Source organism: Agromyces mediolanus (assembly GCF_023715325.1).
Classification (GTDB): Bacteria; Actinomycetota; Actinomycetes; order Actinomycetales; family Microbacteriaceae; genus Agromyces; species Agromyces mediolanus_A.
Genome location: NZ_JAMBNX010000001.1, coordinates 92,317 through 109,863, shown reverse-complemented (window position 1 = coordinate 109,863; position 17,547 = coordinate 92,317). Strand labels below are relative to the sequence as shown.

The window sequence follows — 17,547 nt, the reverse complement described above, 5'->3', positions numbered from 1 at the left end:
GCAAAAAACTTCGGAATTCGTTCGGCGGGTCACCCGAGTGTCGCGACGGCGGCCCGGATGGCGTCGGAGGAGGCGAGCAGACGTGCCTCCTCGTCGAACGACATCGGCGTCTCGGCGACGACCCGGGCGCCGTGCGCTGCGACCACCGACGGCAGCGAGAGCGCGACCCCGCGGATGCCCCGGACCCCGTCGAGCACGGTCGACACCGGCAGCACGGCGTGCTCGTCGCGGAGCACCGCCTCGACGATGCGCGCGCCGCTGAGCCCGATCGCGAGGTTCGTGGCGCCCTTGCCTCGGATGACCGTGTAGGCCGCGTCGCGGACCTCGTGGGCGATGCGATCCAGCTCCTCGGTCGTGAAGGCCTCCCCGCCGCGCCAGTCGAGGATCGGCACCGGCCCGATGCGGGCGTTCGACCAGAGCGGGAACTCGGTGTCGCCGTGCTCGCCCACGATGTCGGCGTGCACGCTGGCCGTGCCGACGCCCGCGCGCTCGGCGAGCCGCCAGCGCAGGCGCGAGGTGTCGAGCACCGTGCCCGAGCCGAACACCCGCTCGGCCGGCAGCCCGGTGACCCGCTGGGCGACGACCGTCATCACATCGGCCGGGTTCGTCACGATCACGAACACCGCCTCCGGTGCGCGCTCGAGCAGGGTCGGCATGAGCTGTTCGAGGATACGGGCGTTCGTCGCGGCGAGCTCCAGCCGCGATTGCCCGGGCTGCTGTTTCGCTCCGGCCGTCACGACCACGACGTCGCTGCCCTCGACGACGGCGGGGTCCGCGCCGCCGGAGACCGCCGAACCGGTGAACTGCGTGCCGTGGGCGAGGTCGAGCACCTCGGCCTCGACCTTCTCGGCGGCGATGTCGTAGAGCGCCACCTCGGCCGCACTCTCCCGGATGAGCGCGGCGTACGCGAGGCTCACCCCGACGCTGCCGGCGCCGACGACGGTCAGTTTGGTGCGCGAGCTGCCCATGCGTCCATCCTGCCCGGGCACGCCCGGCACGACCAGAGCGGATGCGCCCCCAGCACGACGGAGGGCGCGGTCTGCCGACCGCGCCCTCCGGATGCCGGGTCGCCCCGGCTCACTCCCACTCGATGGTGCCCGGCGGCTTCGAGGTGACGTCGAGCACGACGCGGTTCACCTCGCGCACCTCGTTGGTGATGCGGTTCGAGATCTTCGCGAGCACGTCGTAGGGCAGGCGGGTCCAGTCGGCGGTCATCGCGTCCTCGCTCGAGACGGGGCGCAGCACGATCGGGTGCCCGTAGGTGCGACCGTCGCCCTGGACGCCGACCGAGCGCACGTCGGCGAGCAGCACGACGGGGCACTGCCAGATCTCCTGGTCGAGACCGGCGCGGCTCAGCTCCTCGCGCGCGATAGCATCGGCCTCGCGGAGCAGATCGAGACGATCACGGGTGACCTCGCCCACGATGCGGATGCCGAGGCCGGGCCCCGGAAACGGCTGCCGACCGACGATCGCCTCGGGCAGGCCGAGCTCGCGGCCGATGGCGCGCACCTCGTCCTTGAAGAGGGTGCGGAGCGGCTCCACGAGCTCGAACTGCAGGTCTTCGGGCAGGCCGCCGACGTTGTGGTGGCTCTTGATGTTCGCCGTGCCAGCGCCGCCGCCCGACTCGACCACGTCGGGGTAGAGCGTGCCCTGCACGAGGAACTTGATCGGCGTGCCGTCGGCCGCGGCCTCGGCGAGGAGGTCGCGCTCGGCCGCCTCGAAGGCGCGGATGAACTCGCGGCCGATGATCTTGCGCTTCTCTTCCGGGTCGGTGACCCCGGCGAGCGCGTCGAGGAAGACGTCGGCCGCGTCGACGGTGACGAGGCGCACCCCGGTCGCGGCCACGTAGTCCTGCTGCACCTGCTCGCGCTCGCCCTTGCGGAGGAGCCCGTGGTCGACGAACACGGCGGTGAGCTGCTCGCCCACGGCGCGCTGCACGAGCGCGGTGGACACGGCCGAGTCGACGCCCCCGGAGAGCGCCGAGATGACCCGTGCATCGCCGACCTGCTCGCGGATGCGCGCGACCTGCTCGGCGATGACGTTGCCCGAGTTCCAGTCGGCGGGGATCCCGGCGGCGCGGTGCAGGAAGTTCTCGATGATGCCCTGACCGAACGGCGTGTGCTTCACCTCGGGGTGCCACTGCACGCCGTAGAGCTTGCGCTCGTCGTTCGCGAAGGCGGCCACCGGCGTGGACTCCGTCGAGGCGAGCACCTCGAAGCCCTCGGGGGCGCGGGCGACCGAGTCGCCGTGGCTCATCCACACGGTCTGCCCGGCGGGCTGGTCGACGAGCAGCGCGTTGCCGTCGGCATCCACCACGTTCGCGTGCGTCGCGCCGTACTCGCGCTGCCCCGTCTGCGCGACCTCGCCGCCGAAGTGCTGAGCCATGACCTGGAACCCATAGCAGATGCCGAGCGTCGGCACCCCGAGCTCGAGCACCTCGGGGTCGAGCTGCGGGGCGCCCTGCTCGTACACCGAGCTCGGTCCGCCCGAGAGCACGATGCCGATCGGGTTCTTCGCACGCACCTCCTCGGCCGTGACCGTGTGCGGCACGATCTCGGAGTACACGGATGCCTCGCGCACCCGACGCGCGATGAGCTGCGCGTACTGGGCGCCGAAGTCGACGACGAGGACGGGACGCTGTTCGGTCTCGCTCACTGGGCGGCCTCCACGGGCTGGTTGTCGGAATCGGCGGCCTCGGCCTCGCGGCGGTCGAGGGTGCTGCGCACCTCGCGGCCGATCTTGGCCTCGAGGAAGAAGGAGAGGAACGGCACGATGCCGCCGAGCGCGATGAGGATGAACCGCGTGAACGGCCAGCGCATGAGGCTCCAGAGGCGGAAGTCGCTGAAGAGGTACACGACGTAGAACCAGCCGTGCGCGATCAGGATGCCGGTGGAGAGGTTCACGCCGGAGCCGGTCGACTCGAGGCCCTTCGCCGTCTCGAGCATGGGCTCGAAACTGAGCACGCCGTTCGGGCCGAAGGCGTAGAGCTCGAAGTGCCAGACGTACTTCAGCAGCATCTCGGCGCAGAGCAGCAGCAGCATCACGCCCGTGATGACCGACGCCACCTGGTAGAACTTCAGCGCCCCGCGGATGCGCGGCAGATCGGCGAGTTTGGGCTCGAGGGGCATGCCCCCAGTCTACGCGGACTGGCTGAGCGCCTCCGCCTCGTCGCGTTCGCGCTCGACGGCGTCGCGCACGAGGCGGTACCAGAGGTAGATCGCGAAGCCCGCGAAGACGGCCCATTCGGCGGCGTAGAAGACGTTCAGCCAGTTCAGCTCGACCGACTGCTCTGGCGGCGGCGAGTGGATCGCCTCGAGTCCGGGCGCGGCATCCTTCGCCGTGACGTAGCCGAAGTACGCAGGCCGGTCGTCGAAGTCGGCCCACAGGTTCACGAGCTGCGCGACGGCGACGGTCTTCATCTCGAAGGGGTCGGCGTCTTCGTCGGGGGCGATCGGCGCCTCGCTCGGCAGGAAGCGGCCGACCACCGTGGTGTCCTGCTCGTCGAGGCCCTGCTCGAACTCGGCGAGCGCACGCTCGGCGGTGCGACGGTCCGGCGCCCAGCCGAGGGCGACGGGCAGTCCGCCCGGCGCACCGTCGGTGACCTCGAGGTGCGCGACGACCCAGGTGCCGATGACCCCGTTGTTCAGGCGCCCGTCGACGAGCACGGTATCGCCCGGCACGAAGCGGCCGGTGACCTCGACCATCTGGCCGGTCGCGCGCTGCTCGGTGGGCTCGTCGGGGACGGCGACCCCGGCGAAGGGCTGCACCTCCTCGGTCGGCCGCACCTCGACCGTCGCCTGCTCGACGGCCCGCTCGACCTGCCACTGACCGAGCAGGGCGAAGGCGGCAGCGATGCCGAGGGCGAGGAGCAGGGCGAGGAGCCACCGCGGGCGCACCATCATGCGCAGCACGGCGCGGCGTGAGTCAGCGGACACGATCACCGAGCCTACCCGGCCGTGGCTGAGGAGGAGGTGGGACCGCTCAGTCGACGCGGACGATGTCGGGCGCCTCCAGGCGGACCCGATCGGCCGACTCGTCGTCGGGCTGCTCCTGCGAGGCGCGCTCCGCCTCGACCCGCTGCAGGTAGCGCTCGACCTCGAGCGTCTCGCGCGCCTCGTCCCAGCCGAGCACGCCGCCCATGAGCTTCGCCGCGACCGGAGCTGCGGACACGCCGCGGTCCCACGCCTCGATCGAGATCCGGGTGCGCCGCGCGAGCACGTCGTCGAGGTGCAGGGCGCCCTCGTGCGAGGCCGCGTACACGACCTCGGCTGCGAGGTAGTCGTCGGCGCCCGGCAGGGGCTCGCCGAGCGAGGGGTCGTTGCGGATGAGGTCGAGCAGGTCGTCGGTCATCGTGCCGTAGCGGTTCAGCAGGTGCTCGATGCGCACCTTGTGCACCCCGAACGCGCGGGCGATCTTGCCGCGTTTGTTCCACGCCGCCTGGTAACCCTCGGCGCCGAGCAGCGCGATGTCCTGCGTCGTCGACGGCGGGATCTTGCCGTCGAGCGCGTCGACGGCCGCGTCGATCGCGTCCTTCGCCATCACCCGGTACGTGGTCCACTTGCCGCCCGCGATGACGACGAGGCCGGGCACGGTGTGCGCGACGAGGTGCTCGCGGGAGAGCTTCGAGGTCTGGTCGCTCTCGCCCGCGAGGAGCGGGCGGAGCCCGGCGTACACGCCCTCCACGTCTTCCCGGGTGAGCGGCACTCCGAGCACGGCGTTCACGTGCTCGAGCAGGTAGTCGATGTCGGCCGCGGTCGCTGCGGGGTGCGCCTTGTCGAGGTTCCAGTCGGTGTCGGTGGTGCCGATCAGCCAGTGCCGCCCCCAGGGGATGACGAACAGCACGCTCTTCTCGGTGCGGAAGATCATGCCCATCGCCGACTGGATGCGGTCGCGCGGCACCACGAGGTGGATGCCCTTCGAGGCGCGCACCTTGAACGTGCCCCGCTCCCCCACCATGCGCTGGGTGTCGTCGGTCCACACGCCGGTGGCGTTCACGACCTGCTTGGCGCGGATCTCGAAGTGCTCGTCGGTCTCAAGGTCGTGCGCCTTCACGCCGACGACCCGCTCGCCGACCTTCAGGAAGCCTTCGACGTTGACCCGGCTCGCGACGTGGGCGCCGTAGAAGCTCGCGGTGCGGGCGAGCGAGGCCACGTAGCGGGCGTCGTCGACCTGCGCGTCGTAGTAGGTGAGGCCGCCGACGAGGGCGTCCTTCGAGAGCGAGGGGATGGCCCGCATGACCTGCCGCTTCGACAGGTGCCGGTGGTGCGGGACGCCGGGGGGCCGGCCGCCCGTGTAGCTGAAGATGTCGTAGAGCATCATGCCGGCGCCGACGTAGAAGCGCTCGAACACCCGCTTCTTCAGCGGGTAGAGGAAACGCACCGGCTTCACGAGGTGCGGCGCGATGCGCTGCAGCAGGAGGCCCCGCTCGATGAGCGCCTCGCGCACCAGCCGGAAGTCGAGCTGCTCGAGGTAGCGGATGCCGCCGTGCACGAGCTTCGAGGAGCGGCTCGAGGTGCCGCTCGCCCAGTCGCGCGCTTCCAGCAGCCCGGTCGAGAGCCCGCGGGTGACCGCGTCGAGCGCGGACCCGGTGCCGACGATGCCGCCGCCGACGACGAGGACGTCGAGCTCCTTCTCTTTCAGCCGCGCGATCGCCGCCGCACGCTCCTCAGGGCCGAGCTTGTCCGACCGTGCCACCGACTTGAGCTTCGCCATCGTCGCCTCCCCAGACGTCGTATACCGCGCTGGTTCCACGCTACCCGACAACTCGGGCGGCAGGTCCGGCGATCGCGACTCGGTTCGACCGGCCCGGCGCAGGCGCCTTGGCTCAGGCGCCCTGGTAGGGCGCGACGACGACCTCGACGCGCTGGAACTCCTTCAGGTCGGAGTAGCCGGTCGTCGCCATCGACTTGCGGAGCGAACCGACGAGGTTCGCGGTGCCCTCGGCGTTCGGCGCCGGTCCGTAGAGGATCTCTTCCAGCGGGGCCACCTGGCCGACCTGCACGCGCTTGCCGCGGGGCAGCTTCGGGTGGTGCGCCTCGGCGCCCCAGTGCCAGCCGCCGCCCGGCGCGTCGGTCGCCCGTGCGAGCGCGGCGCCCAGCATGACCGCGTCGGCGCCGCACGCGATCGCCTTCACGATGTCGCCGGATGCCCCGACGCCGCCGTCGGCGATGACGTGCACGTAGCGGCCGCCGGACTCGTCGAGGTAGTCGCGGCGTGCGCCCGCGACGTCGGCCACCGCGGTCGCCATCGGCGCGTGGATGCCGAGCGACGCGCGCGTCGTCGAGGCGGCGCCGCCACCGAAGCCGACGAGCACACCCGCGGCGCCCGTGCGCATGAGGTGCAGGGCAGCCGTGTAGGTGGCCGCACCGCCGACGATGACGGGCACGTCGAGCTCGTAGATGAACTTCTTCAGGTTCAGCGGCTCGACGTTCTTCGACACGTGCTCGGCCGAGACGGTCGTACCGCGGATGACGAACAGGTCGACCCCGGCCTCGACCACGGTCGAGTGCAGCTCGGCGGTGCGCTGCGGGGAGAGCGCACCGGCGACGGTGACGCCGGCCGCGCGGATCTCGGCGAGGCGCTCGCGGACGAGCGCAGGCTGGATCGGTGCGGCATACAGCTCCTGCATGCGCGCGGTGGCCTTGTCGGCCGGGAGGCTGCGGATCTCGGCGAGCACCGGCTCGGGGTTCTCGTAGCGGGTCCACAGGCCCTCGAGGTCGAGCACGCCGAGCCCGCCGAGCTTGCCCATCATGATGGCCGTCTTCGGCGACACCACGGAGTCCATGGGCGCTGCGAGGAACGGCAGGTCGAACTGGTAGGCATCGATCGACCAGGCCACGGAGACGTCCTCCGGGTCGCGCGTGCGCCGGCTCGGCACGATGGCGATGTCGTCGAACGCGTAGACACGGCGGCCCCGCTTGGAACGGCCGATCTCGATCTCCTGGCTCACCTTCCCAGCCTACCGGGGCGGCTCAACGGGCGCGCACCACGCGGCGCTCGTCCCAGACCGGGGCATCCGTCTCGGCGACCTCGCCGTCCTCGCGGAAGACCAGGAAGCGATCGAAGCCGCGCGCGAACCAGCGGTCGTGCGTCACCGCGAGCACCGTGCCGTCGAAGCGGGAGAGGGCGTCCTCGAGCGCCTCGGCCGAGACGAGGTCGAGGTTGTCGGTCGGTTCGTCGAGGAGCAGCATCGTGGCCCCCGACAGCTCGAGCAGGAGGATCTGCAGGCGGGCCTGCTGCCCGCCGGACAGGTGCCCGAAGCGCTGCTGCGCCTCGCGGGCGAGGCCGTAGCGGTCGAGCGCCGAGCTCGCCTGCTCGCGGGCGAGGCCCGGCCGCTCGGCGTCGCCGCGGAACAGGATCTCGAGCAAGGTGCGACCCGTGAACTCGGGGTGCTCGTGATTCTGCGCGAACCACCCGGGCACGACCCGCGCGCCGAGCCCGGCACGGCCGGCGTGCGGCACCCGGGCGAGGCCCGCCGTCGCCTCGGTGAGGTGCCCCTGCATCGGGTCGGGATCGCTGCCGCCGCCCGCGAGCAGCCGCAGGAAGTGCGACTTGCCCGAACCGTTCGACCCGAGCACGGCGACCCGGTCGCCGTACCAGACCTCGAGGTCGAACGGCCGCATCAGACCCGTGAGCTCGAGCCCCTCGCACACGAGCGCGCGCTTGCCGGTGCGGGCCCCGCGCAGCCGCATGTCGACCTCGCGCGCCGGCGGGCGCTCCTCGGGCGGCCCCGCCTCCTCGAACTTGCGGAGGCGGGTGACCGCCGCCTGGTACCTGGAGGCCATGCCGTCGTTGTAGGTCGCCTTCACCTTGAGCGTCGTCACGAGCTGCTTCAGCGCGGCGTGCTGCTCGTCCCAGCGTCGGCGCAGCTCGTCGAGGCGCTCGAAGCGGGCCTCACGGGCCTCGTGGTAGCCCTCGAACCCGCCGCCGTGCACCCAGGCGGTGTTTCCGCCGCCGAGCTCGATCGTGACGATCCGGTCGGCGGCCCGGGCGAGCAGCTCCCGGTCGTGGGAGACGAGGGAGACCGTCTTCTGGGTCTCCCGGAGCCGGTCCTCGAGCCACCGCTTGCCCGGGACGTCGAGGGAGTTGTCGGGCTCGTCGAGGAGCAGCACCTGCTCGGGGCCGCGGAGCAGCGCCTCGAGGGCGAGCCGCTTCTGCTCGCCGCCCGAGAGCGTCGCGAGCTCGCGCCAGCGGGCGCGCTCGAAGGGCGTTCCGAGCGCGGCCTCGGTGCAGTGGTCCCAGACGACCTCCTGCTCGTAGCCGCCCGCTTCCGCATACTCGGCGAGCGCCGAGGCGTACCGCATCTGCGCGGCGGTGTCCTCCTGCTCGATCAGGGCGTTCTCGGCCGCCTCGAGCTCGAGCGCGGCCCGGCGGACACGCTCGGGCGCGACCGAGACGAGGAGCCCGGCGACCGTCTCCGGCGCGCCTTCTGCGGTGCGTCCGCTGCCGATGAACTGGTCCATGACGCCCAGCCCGCCCTCGACCCGCACGCTGCCCTCGTCGGCGGCGAGCTCGCCGCGGACGATCCGCAGCAGCGTGGACTTGCCCGCCCCGTTCGCACCGATGAGCGCCGTCGTGCGGCCCTCCGTGACGCGGAAGGCGAGGTCGGCGAGGAGGGGCCGCCCGTCGGGCAGCGAGTAGGAGACGCCGTTGACGTCGATGAATCCCATGTCGAGACATCCGTTCGCAGGGCGGCCGCGCCGGACGCTCCGGGGCCGCGCCGCCTCGTGGGCAGCCGATCAGACTAGCGAGCGACGACTCGATCGGCAAACGGGATCACGGCGGAGGGATGCCCCGCCCGGCCGTCTGCGGCAAGCTGGAGCCATGCATCGGATCGCCGCTCAGCCCCTCGACGTCCTCCGCACCCGCACGAGCGCCAAGTGGCGGCTCTACCCCGCCGACGTCCTGCCGCTGCCGGTCGCCGAGATGGACTACCCGCTCGCCGAGCCGGTCGCGGCGGCGCTGCACGCGGCGGTCGATCGCTCCGACACCGGCTACGCGGCCGGCAGCGGGCCGATCGCCGAGGCCTTCGCCCCGTTCGCGCTCGAGCGCTTCGGCTGGGAGGTCGACCCGGCCCGGGTGATGAGTACGGGCGACGTCGCGATGGGCCTCGTCGAGGTGCTCCGCCAGGTCACGAGCCCCGGCGACGGCGTCGTCGTCACCCCGCCGATCTACCCGCCGTTCTTCGACATCGTGACCGAGGCCTCGGCCACGGTCGTCGAGGTGCCCATGACGGGCGGCATCGACGAGGGCTGGGCGCTCGACCTCGACGGCATCGAGCGTGCCTTCGCCGCCGGGGCGAAGGCCATGCTGCTCTGCAACCCGCACAACCCGATCGGCCTCGTGCCGAGCCGCGAGGAGCTCGCCGCGCTCGCCGAGATCGCCGCCCGGCACGGCGCCGCGGTCGTCTCCGACGAGGTGCACGGGCCGCTCTCGCAGCCGGACTCGGTCTACACGCCCTTCCTCACCGTCTCGGACGCCGCCCGCGAGTTCGGCGTGGCCGTCACCGCGGGCACGAAGGCGTTCAACCTCGCGGGGCTGAAGGCCGCGATGATCGTGACCGCCTCCGAGCGCGGCGACGCCGTGCGCCGCGGCATGCCGTACGAGGTCGAGTGGCGGATGAGCCAGTTCGGCTCCATCGCGAGCGTCGCGGCGTTCCGCGAGGGCGGCTTCTGGCTCGACGGCGTGCTCGCGAGCCTCGACGACAACCGGCGGCTGCTCGCCGAGCTCCTCGCCGACGAGCTGCCCGAGGTGCGCTATCGGATGCCGCAGGCGAGCTACCTCGCCTGGCTCGACTTCAGCGCGCTCGGCTGGGGCGACGACCCCGCCGCGTACGCGCTCGAGCACGCGAAGGTCGCCCTCGGCGTCGGGCCGGAGTTCGGCGCGACCGCGGGCCGCGGGCACGTGCGGCTGAACTTCGCGTGCACGCCCGAGGTGCTCGCCGAAGCGATCACCCGGCTGGCGGACGCGCGGTAGGGCGGGGCGGGCCGGACGGGCCCGTACCGCTCGCGTCGGCGATCTGCCGCGGCACGCTTCGCGGCGCTGGCGCGCCGCGAGCGCTCCTGCTGCCGCTTGCTGAGGGAAGCGCGTCGCGGCTCCGCCGCGCCGCGCTGACCCTCAGCGCGTGTAGTTCGGCGCCTCCACGACGATCTGCACGTCGTGCGGGTGCGACTCCTTGAGCCCGGCCGGCGTGATGCGCACGAAGCGGCCCTTGGTCTTCAGCTCCTCGATCGTGCGCGCGCCGACGTAGAACATCGACTGACGGAGCCCGCCGATGAGCTGGTACGCGACGGCGGACAGCGGGCCGCGGTACGGCACCTGCCCCTCGATGCCCTCGGGGATCAGCTTGTCGTCGCTCGGCACGTCGGCCTGGAAGTAGCGGTCCTTCGAGTACGAGGTCTTCTTGCCGCGGGTCTGCAGCGCGCCGAGCGAGCCCATGCCGCGGTAGGTCTTGAACTGCTTGCCGTTCTGGAAGACGAGCTCGCCCGGGCTCTCGGCGGTGCCGGCGAGCAGCGAGCCGAGCATGACCGTGTCGGCGCCGGCGACGAGCGCCTTCGCGATGTCGCCCGAGTACTGCAGCCCGCCGTCGGCGATGAGCGGCACCCCGGCCGGCATCGTCGCCTTCGAGGCTTCGTAGACGGCTGTGATCTGGGGCACGCCGACGCCGGCGACGACGCGAGTGGTGCAGATGGAGCCCGGGCCCACGCCGACCTTGACGGCGTCGGCGCCGGCCTCGACGAGCGCCTTCGCGCCCTCGTAGGTCGCGACGTTGCCGCCGATGATGTCGATGCCGGCGAACGTGGGATCGGCCTTCAGCCGACGGATGATGTCGAGCACGCCGGCGGACTCGCCGTTCGCGGTGTCGACGACGAGCACGTCGACGCCGGCGTCGCGCAGCGCCTCCGCGCGCTCCCAGGCGTCGCCGAAGAAGCCCATCGCCGCGCCGACGCGGAGGCGCCCTTCGGCGTCCTTCGTCGCGTTGGGGTACTGCTCGCTCTTGTCGAAGTCCTTGACGGTGATCAGGCCGGTGAGCCGTCCCTCGTCGTCGATCAGCGGCAGCTTCTCGATCTTGTGCTCGGCGAAGATCGCGAGCGCCTCGTCGGGGTTCATGCCGACGTGGCCGGTGATGAGCGGCATCCGCGTCATCACCTCTGAGACGGTGGTCGTCGGCTTCTCGAAGTCGGAGACGAATCGCATGTCGCGGTTCGTGACGATGCCGACGAGCTTGCCCGCCTCGTCGACCACGGGCAGACCGCTCACGCGATACGTGCCGCAGAGCGCGTCGACGTCGGCGACGGAGGCGTCGGGGGTGGTCGTCACGGGGTTCGTGACCATGCCGGACTCGCTGCGCTTCACGCGGTCGACCATCTCGGCCTGGTCCTGGATGGAGAGGTTCCGATGCAGGATGCCGATGCCACCCTGGCGCGCCATCGCGATCGCCATGCGGCTCTCGGTGACGGTGTCCATCGCGGCGGACAGCAGCGGCGTGGCCACGCTGATCCGTCGGGTGAGGCGCGAGGTCGTGTCGGCCTCGCTCGGGATGACGTCGGTGTGCCCCGGCAGCAGCAGCACGTCGTCGTACGTGAGTCCCGTGAATCCGAACGGATCGTTCCTGTCCATGTCTGCCCTTCGCTGCCGCCGCTGGTTTCGCCGCCTGGATCGATGCCGCCCGCGCGTGGTGCACGCGATCCGGTGCATCAATGTTAAGCGACGACGGGGTCGTCGAATTCCCACCATCGCTGCGTATTCGGGCCGCGCCATGCACGAACGTTGCGCCGGAGCTGTCGCTCGGATAACAATCGAGGGCCGTGTGTGTCGCAGACGAAACACCTGAGACATAATCGGCACGTACCGTCAACGACGTTGTCGACGGGAAAGGACCGGTCCCGGAGGTCCGAACGACCTCCGGAACCCCTTGGAGGTGCAGTGGAATCCACGCGAACAGTCCGACGGCATTCCCCAGGGAGATGGCTCGTACTCCTCGCAGTCCTACTGTCCGCACTCACTCTGTCCGGCATCGCAGCGTCCCCTGCGATGGCGGAGGCTGGGAGTACGGGCACAGGATCCGAAGAGTACGAGTACTTCTTCCTCGGGAATGTGCAGTACGAGGACGAACCGCTTGAAGGTGTCGAGATCACGGTCGAGGGCGGTGGCTTCAAAGCCAGCGCCGAGACGGATGCCGACGGCAAATGGCGCATCGGCGTGCCCGAGAAGGCCAGCTACGAGGTGACCCTCGACGAGGACACCCTGCCGAAGGGCGTCGTCGTCGCAGCGGACGAAGAGAACCCGCGCACCGCGGAGTTCGGGCTCACCAACACGAAGTCGGTGAACTTCTTCCTCGGCGAAGGCACGAGGCAGACCGCCTCGTTCTTCGACCAGCTGCTGAACCGGCTGGCGAACGGCGTGAACTTCGGCTTGCTGCTCGCCCTCGCCGCGATCGGGCTCTCGCTCATCTACGGCACCACCGGGCTCAGCAACTTCGCCCACTCCGAGATGATCACCTTCGGCGCGCTCATGCTGCTGACCTTCTCGAGCGACCTCGGCTTCCCCGTCTGGATCGCGATCATCGTCGCGCTGCTGCTGAGCCTCGGGCTCGGCTGGTCGCTCGACGGGGTGATCTGGAAACCATTGCGAAGACGCGGGGTCGGAGTCATCCAGCTCATGATCGTGAGCATCGGGCTCTCGCTCGCCATGCGGTACACGTACCAGTTCTTCTACGGCGGAGCCACGAGGCAGCTGCCGGGCGCCTCGCCCGCCGACGTCCAGCTCGGGCCGATCTCGCTCTCCTGGATCGACATGGTCAGCATGGGCGTCAGCGTCGTGGTCCTGCTCGGCGTCGCGTTCCTGCTGATGCGCACGCGCATCGGCAAGGCGACCCGCGCCGTCGCGGACAACGCGAGCCTCGCCGCCACGAGCGGCATCGACGTCGACCGGGTCATCCGGATCGTGTGGGTGCTCGGTGCCGGCCTCGCGGGCCTGAGCGGCATCCTCTGGGCGTACTACCGACCGGGCGTCAGCTGGGACATGGGCTTCCAGATCCTGCTGCTCGTGTTCGCCGCGGTCACCCTGGGCGGTCTCGGCACGGCGTTCGGCGCCCTGATCGGTTCGCTCATCGTGGGCATCTTCGTCGAGCTCTCGACGCTCTGGCTGCCCTCCGACATGAAGTTCGTCAGCGCGCTCGTCGTGCTGATTCTGGTGCTCCTCTTCCGGCCGCAGGGCATCCTCGGCCGACGAGAGCGGATCGGGTAGGAGGCCGACGATGATCGATTGGGGAAGCATCTTCTCGAACGCGGCGGTCGAGCTCATCAGCCCGACCACGGCTGCCTACGCCCTCGCGGCGCTCGGCCTCGCGGTGCACTTCGGCTACACCGGCCTGCTGAACTTCGGCCAGGCCGGGTTCATGGCCATCGGCGCCTACGGCTACGCCATCTCGGTGCTCACCTTCGGGTTCCCGGTGTGGGGCGCCGTGCTCGTGGGCATCGGGGCGTCCGTCGTCTTCGCCCTCATCCTGGGCATCCCGACCCTGCGGCTCCGGGCCGACTACCTCGCGATCGTCACGATCGCGGCGGCCGAGATCGTCCGCCTCCTGTTCACGACGAACACCTTCGTCGCGGTGACGGGCTCGGCCAACGGCCTGAGCGAGTACAAGGGCGGATTCCGCGCGCTGAACCCGCTGAGCTTCGAGGGCAAGGCCGGGTTCGGCCCCTGGATGTTCAGCGCCAACGACTGGTGGAACATCATCGTCGGCTGGAGCGTCGTGATCCTCGCGGTGCTCTTCACCTGGCTCCTCATGCGCAGCCCCTGGGGCCGCGTCATCAAGGGCATCCGCGAGGACGAGGACGCCGTGCGCGCCCTCGGCAAGAACGTCTACTCGTACAAGATGCAGAGCCTCATCATCGGTGGCGTCTTCGGCACCCTCGCCGGCATGATCTTCATCATGCCGCGCGCGGTGATCCCGTCCGCGTACGCGACCTCGCTCACGTTCTTCATCTGGGCGATCCTGCTGCTCGGCGGCGCCGCGACCATCCTCGGCCCGGTGCTCGGGTCGATGGTGTTCTGGGTGCTGCTGTCCTTCTTCTCGGGCTTCATCGCCCGGGCGGTGGAGGCCGGCTGGTTCCCGATCTCCGAGGTGCAGGCGGGGCAGCTCCGGTTCATCCTCGTCGGCGTCGCGATCATGCTCCTCGTGATCTTCAGACCACAGGGGCTGCTCGGAAACAAGAAGGAGATGTCTTTTGTCAAGTGAGACCACTCCCACGTCCAAGCCGGCGAAGTCGACCGGTCTCCACGTCGGCGACGCCGAACCGGGCTGCCGCAAGGTCGACCCGATCCTCGTCGCCGACGGCGTGAAGCGCACCTTCGGCGGCCTGACGGCCGTCGACGTCGAGCACGTCGAGATCCCGCGCGGCGCGATCACGGCCCTCATCGGCCCGAACGGCGCCGGCAAGACCACGTTCTTCAACCTGCTGACCGGCTTCGACAAGCCCGACGCCGGCACCTGGCAGTTCGACGGCAGGTCGCTCGCGCACGTCCCGGCCTACCGGGTCGCGCGCATGGGACTCATCCGCACCTTCCAGCTGACGAAGTCGCTCGGCCTCTTGAGCGTGCTCGACAACATGAAGCTCGGCGCCAAGGACCAGACGGGCGAGAACCTGTTCCGCTCCTTGCTGCCGTTCCTCTGGCGCAACCAGGAGCGCGAGATCGAGGCGAAGGCCCTCGACCTGCTGACCCGGTTCAAGCTCGACGCCAAGCAGAGCGACTACGCGGCGAGCCTCTCCGGCGGGCAGCGCAAGCTCCTCGAGATGGCGCGCGCGCTCATGAGCGACCCGACGCTCGTCATGCTCGACGAACCGATGGCCGGGGTGAACCCCGCGCTCACCCAGTCCCTCCTCGACCACATCCTCGATCTGAAGACCCAGGGCATGACCGTGCTCTTCGTCGAGCACGACATGCACATGGTCCGGCACATCGCGGACTGGGTCGTCGTGATGGCGGAGGGCCGGATCGTGGCGGAGGGCGACCCGCACACCGTCATGCAGGACCAGGCCGTGATCGACGCCTACCTCGGCGCCCACCACGACACGGACCTCGGCGCGGCGCACACGTCGAACGTCGAGGCAGTGAAGGAGCTCATCGATGACGAACAATGAACCGGTCGGCGCCACCGCCGTCACCGAGCCCCCCGGCGACACCGTCGTCGAGGTCGCCGAGGTCACTGCGGGCTACCTGCCCGGGGTGAACATCCTGAACGGGTGTTCGCTCGTGGCCAGGCAGGGCGAGCTCATCGGCATCATCGGCCCGAACGGCGCCGGCAAGTCGACGCTGCTGAAATCGATCTTCGGGCTGGTCAAGGTGCGCAAGGGCGCCGTGCTGCTGAACGGCGAGGACATCACGAACCTGAAGGCGAACAAGCTCGTCGCGAAGGGCGTCGGCTTCGTGCCGCAGACGAACAACGTGTTCCCCTCGCTCACGATCCAGGAGAACCTCGAGATGGGCCTCTACCAGAAGCCGAAGGGCCTGAAGGAGCGCCTCGAGTTCGTGACCGCGATCTTCCCAGAGATCGGCAAGCGCCTCGGCCAGCGCGCCGGGTCGCTCTCGGGCGGCGAACGGCAGATGGTCGCGATGAGCCGCGCCCTCATGATGGGGCCGCACGTGCTGCTCCTCGACGAGCCGAGCGCCGGCCTCTCCCCCGTGAAGCAGGACGAGGCGTTCCTCCGGGTGAAGGAGATCAACCGCGCCGGCGTGACCACGATCATGGTCGAGCAGAACGCCCGGCGCTGCCTGCAGATCTGCGACCGCGGCTACGTGCTCGACCAGGGCCGTGACGCCTACGAGGGCACTGGTCGCGAGCTGCTGAACGATCCGAAGGTGATCGGCCTCTACCTCGGCACGCTCGGTCAGGACGACTGAGCGGCCGCCTGAGCGCCGTTCCAGGGCGGGTGGATGCCTCGGCATCCACCCGCCCGTTTCTCGTTCCCAGGCATGGCGAAGGCCCGGGCATGACGAAGGCCCCGGCATGACGAAGACCCGGGCATGACGAAGGCCCCGGCGAGCGAACCGCTCACCGGGGCCTTCCACCGCCGACTAGTTGATGCGCGTCGAGGTGTTGTCGTCCTGGTACTCGTAGACTCCGATCGTGGCGCCGGTCGGGTCACCGTTCTCGTCGAACGTGATGGGGCCCGAGAGGCCGTCGTAGTCGATCTGCTCGCCCTTCTCCAGCAGCGCAGCGCCCTGCTGGAAGTCGGTCACCTTCTCGCCGTCTCCGCTCGAGCCGGAGATCTGGCGGAGGTACTCGGCGATCTTCGTGCCGCTGGTGTCGTTCGCGGCGTACGCCGCGAGCGCGAACAGCACGATGTTGTCGTACGACTCCGCCGCGTAGGTGAAGTCGGTGAGCGACGGGTCGACCTCGAGGAGACGGTCGGTGAAGTCGCCGAGCGTCTCCAGGTCGAGGCCCGGAGTGGTCGCCTTGGCACCCTTGATGAGGCCGGGGGCGAACACGTCGCTGTAGTCGAGCCGGTTTCCGTCGGTCAGGTAGATCTTGTCGCCCGGGAAGCCGCCGCCGACGAGCTCCGGGATGATGATCTTCGCCTGGTCGAACGAGATGATCGCGATCGCGTCGGGCGACTGCGCCGTCACGTCGGAGATCTGCGTGGTGAAGTTGGTGTCGCCCGTGTTGTACGAAGACTCCGCGACGACCTCACCGCCCGCGCTCTCGAACGCCTTCTTCGTCGTGTCGGCGAATCCGGTGCCGTAGGCGTCGTTCTGGAAGATGATGCCGAGCGTGCTGTTGCCGTCCTCGGCGATCAGGTTGCCGAGCACCTCGCCCTGCAGCAGGTCGGAGGGCGCGGTGCGCCAGTAGAGGTCGTTGTCGTCGATCGTCGACAGGTCGAGACCCGTGTTCGACGGCGACATCAGCACCACGCCGGCGCTCGTGACCTGCTCGTAGATGTTGCGCGTCTGCGCCGACGCGGCAGCACCCGAGATGGCCGAGACGCCCTGCGAGAGCAGGTCGGTGACGGAGCCGGTGGCGACGTCGATCGAGGTGTCGCCCTCGTCGCGGAGCACGAGCTCGATCTGGATGCCGAGGTCGGCGTTGTTGATGTCGTCGACCGCGAGCTTCGCTGCCGCGATCTGGGGCGGGCCGAGGACGGCGAGGCTGCCCGACTGGGGCGCCAGCTGCCCGACCTTCAGGGTGAGGTCGCGCGGGCCCGATTCGATGGGCAGGGCGTCACCGGTGTCGGCGGGCTCGTCGGTCGGGGCGGTCGTGCTGCCGCCGCCGCTCGTGCACGCGGAGAGAAGGAGGGCGGCGGCGCCCGCGAGGGCGACTCCCGTCCAGATTCCGCGTGCACCGCGCTTGGCCGAAGCCTTCGCGAATACGCTCATGGTGCTCCTTGGGACTAAGGATCGGACATAACGATGCGTCAGATGACGCCGTGGTCTTGACAGTATTGCCCGTCCAACGCGGAAACAAGGGATGCCGGTCACAACCGCGTAACAGCGCGTTCATCGTTACCGTCTGGACATCGAGGCCCGTTCCGACGCAGCATCCGT

The 17,547-nt window shown here is 70.3% G+C and carries 14 protein-coding genes; 5 read left to right on the top strand and 9 right to left on the bottom strand.

The window, feature by feature from the left end; genetic code table 11:
* Nucleotides 1-29 precede the first annotated feature (29 nt).
* The 7 genes from M3147_RS00570 to M3147_RS00540 all read right to left on the bottom strand — a co-directional run bounded on the left by M3147_RS00570 (nt 30) and on the right by M3147_RS00540 (nt 8,669).
* Entirely contained in the window at nt 30-968 is a 939-nt protein-coding gene (locus M3147_RS00570; RefSeq protein WP_251201595.1) for an L-lactate dehydrogenase, read from the bottom strand.
* A 109-nt stretch (nt 969-1,077) separates the two neighbouring features.
* Nucleotides 1,078-2,655, bottom strand: a complete 1,578-nt coding sequence (gene guaA / locus M3147_RS00565; protein WP_251201594.1) for a glutamine-hydrolyzing GMP synthase — start codon at nt 2,653-2,655, stop codon at nt 1,078-1,080.
* Nucleotides 2,652-3,128 carry a DUF3817 domain-containing protein gene (locus M3147_RS00560; RefSeq protein ID WP_251201593.1) on the bottom strand — a complete coding sequence of 159 codons (477 nt, stop codon included), beginning with the start codon at nt 3,126-3,128 and terminating at the stop codon, nt 2,652-2,654. The genes guaA and M3147_RS00560 overlap by 4 nt, the downstream gene beginning before the upstream one ends.
* Before the next feature lie 9 nt (nt 3,129-3,137).
* Entirely contained in the window at nt 3,138-3,935 is a 798-nt protein-coding gene (locus M3147_RS00555) for an SURF1 family protein (RefSeq protein ID WP_251201592.1), read from the bottom strand.
* Nucleotides 3,936-3,981: 46 nt separating this feature from the next.
* Nucleotides 3,982-5,712, bottom strand: coding sequence for a glycerol-3-phosphate dehydrogenase/oxidase (locus M3147_RS00550; RefSeq protein WP_251201591.1), 1,731 nt, complete (start codon nt 5,710-5,712; stop codon nt 3,982-3,984).
* 112 nt (nt 5,713-5,824) lie between these two features.
* A complete protein-coding gene (locus M3147_RS00545) occupies nt 5,825-6,949 on the bottom strand; it encodes a GuaB3 family IMP dehydrogenase-related protein (protein WP_251201590.1) in 1,125 nt (374 codons plus the stop codon).
* A 22-nt stretch (nt 6,950-6,971) separates the two neighbouring features.
* Nucleotides 6,972-8,669, bottom strand: a complete 1,698-nt coding sequence (locus M3147_RS00540) for an ABC-F family ATP-binding cassette domain-containing protein (protein ID WP_251201589.1) — start codon at nt 8,667-8,669, stop codon at nt 6,972-6,974.
* 154 nt (nt 8,670-8,823) lie between these two features.
* On the opposite strand from M3147_RS00540, the gene M3147_RS00535 reads away from it, so the two are divergent.
* A complete protein-coding gene (locus M3147_RS00535) occupies nt 8,824-9,975 on the top strand; it encodes a MalY/PatB family protein (protein WP_251201588.1) in 1,152 nt (383 codons plus the stop codon).
* 141 nt (nt 9,976-10,116) lie between these two features.
* On the opposite strand, the gene guaB is transcribed toward M3147_RS00535, so the two are convergent.
* Complete coding sequence (guaB, locus tag M3147_RS00530; RefSeq protein WP_251201587.1) at nt 10,117-11,619, bottom strand: IMP dehydrogenase; 1,503 nt, start codon at nt 11,617-11,619, stop codon at nt 10,117-10,119.
* 414 nt (nt 11,620-12,033) lie between these two features.
* Here guaB and M3147_RS00525 point away from each other — a divergent pair, with 414 nt between their 5' ends.
* From M3147_RS00525 to M3147_RS00510, 4 genes are read left to right on the top strand one after another with little or no spacing between them, the layout of a single operon-like run.
* Nucleotides 12,034-13,248: a branched-chain amino acid ABC transporter permease gene (locus tag M3147_RS00525; protein WP_251201586.1), complete on the top strand. Its 1,215-nt coding sequence runs from the start codon at nt 12,034-12,036 to the stop codon at nt 13,246-13,248.
* 13 nt (nt 13,249-13,261) lie between these two features.
* On the top strand, nt 13,262-14,242 hold the full coding sequence (locus M3147_RS00520) for a branched-chain amino acid ABC transporter permease (RefSeq protein WP_251202122.1): 981 nt from the start codon (nt 13,262-13,264) through the stop codon (nt 14,240-14,242).
* Nucleotides 14,232-15,146: an ABC transporter ATP-binding protein gene (locus M3147_RS00515; protein WP_251201585.1), complete on the top strand. Its 915-nt coding sequence runs from the start codon at nt 14,232-14,234 to the stop codon at nt 15,144-15,146. The genes M3147_RS00520 and M3147_RS00515 overlap by 11 nt, the downstream gene beginning before the upstream one ends.
* Entirely contained in the window at nt 15,133-15,906 is a 774-nt protein-coding gene (locus M3147_RS00510) for an ABC transporter ATP-binding protein (protein WP_251201584.1), read from the top strand. The genes M3147_RS00515 and M3147_RS00510 overlap by 14 nt, the downstream gene beginning before the upstream one ends.
* 174 nt (nt 15,907-16,080) lie before the next feature.
* Here M3147_RS00510 and M3147_RS00505 read toward each other — a convergent pair whose 3' ends face one another.
* The gene (locus M3147_RS00505; protein WP_251201583.1) at nt 16,081-17,379 is read right to left on the bottom strand and encodes an ABC transporter substrate-binding protein; all 1,299 of its coding nucleotides are present in this window, start codon (nt 17,377-17,379) and stop codon (nt 16,081-16,083) included.
* Between the last annotated feature and the right edge of the window lie 168 nt (nt 17,380-17,547).

Coding starts and splice junctions, on each gene's coding strand:
- M3147_RS00570 (WP_251201595.1), bottom strand. CDS start 968: ATGGGCAGCTCGCGCACCAAACTGACCGTCGTCGGCGCCGGCAGCGTC.
- M3147_RS00505 (WP_251201583.1), bottom strand. CDS start 17,379: ATGAGCGTATTCGCGAAGGCTTCGGCCAAGCGCGGTGCACGCGGAATC.
- M3147_RS00510 (WP_251201584.1), top strand. CDS start 15,133: ATGACGAACAATGAACCGGTCGGCGCCACCGCCGTCACCGAGCCCCCC.
- M3147_RS00550 (WP_251201591.1), bottom strand. CDS start 5,712: ATGGCGAAGCTCAAGTCGGTGGCACGGTCGGACAAGCTCGGCCCTGAG.
- guaB (WP_251201587.1), bottom strand. CDS start 11,619: ATGGACAGGAACGATCCGTTCGGATTCACGGGACTCACGTACGACGAC.
- M3147_RS00525 (WP_251201586.1), top strand. CDS start 12,034: ATGGCGGAGGCTGGGAGTACGGGCACAGGATCCGAAGAGTACGAGTAC.
- M3147_RS00540 (WP_251201589.1), bottom strand. CDS start 8,669: ATGGGATTCATCGACGTCAACGGCGTCTCCTACTCGCTGCCCGACGGG.
- M3147_RS00560 (WP_251201593.1), bottom strand. CDS start 3,128: ATGCCCCTCGAGCCCAAACTCGCCGATCTGCCGCGCATCCGCGGGGCG.
- M3147_RS00535 (WP_251201588.1), top strand. CDS start 8,824: ATGCATCGGATCGCCGCTCAGCCCCTCGACGTCCTCCGCACCCGCACG.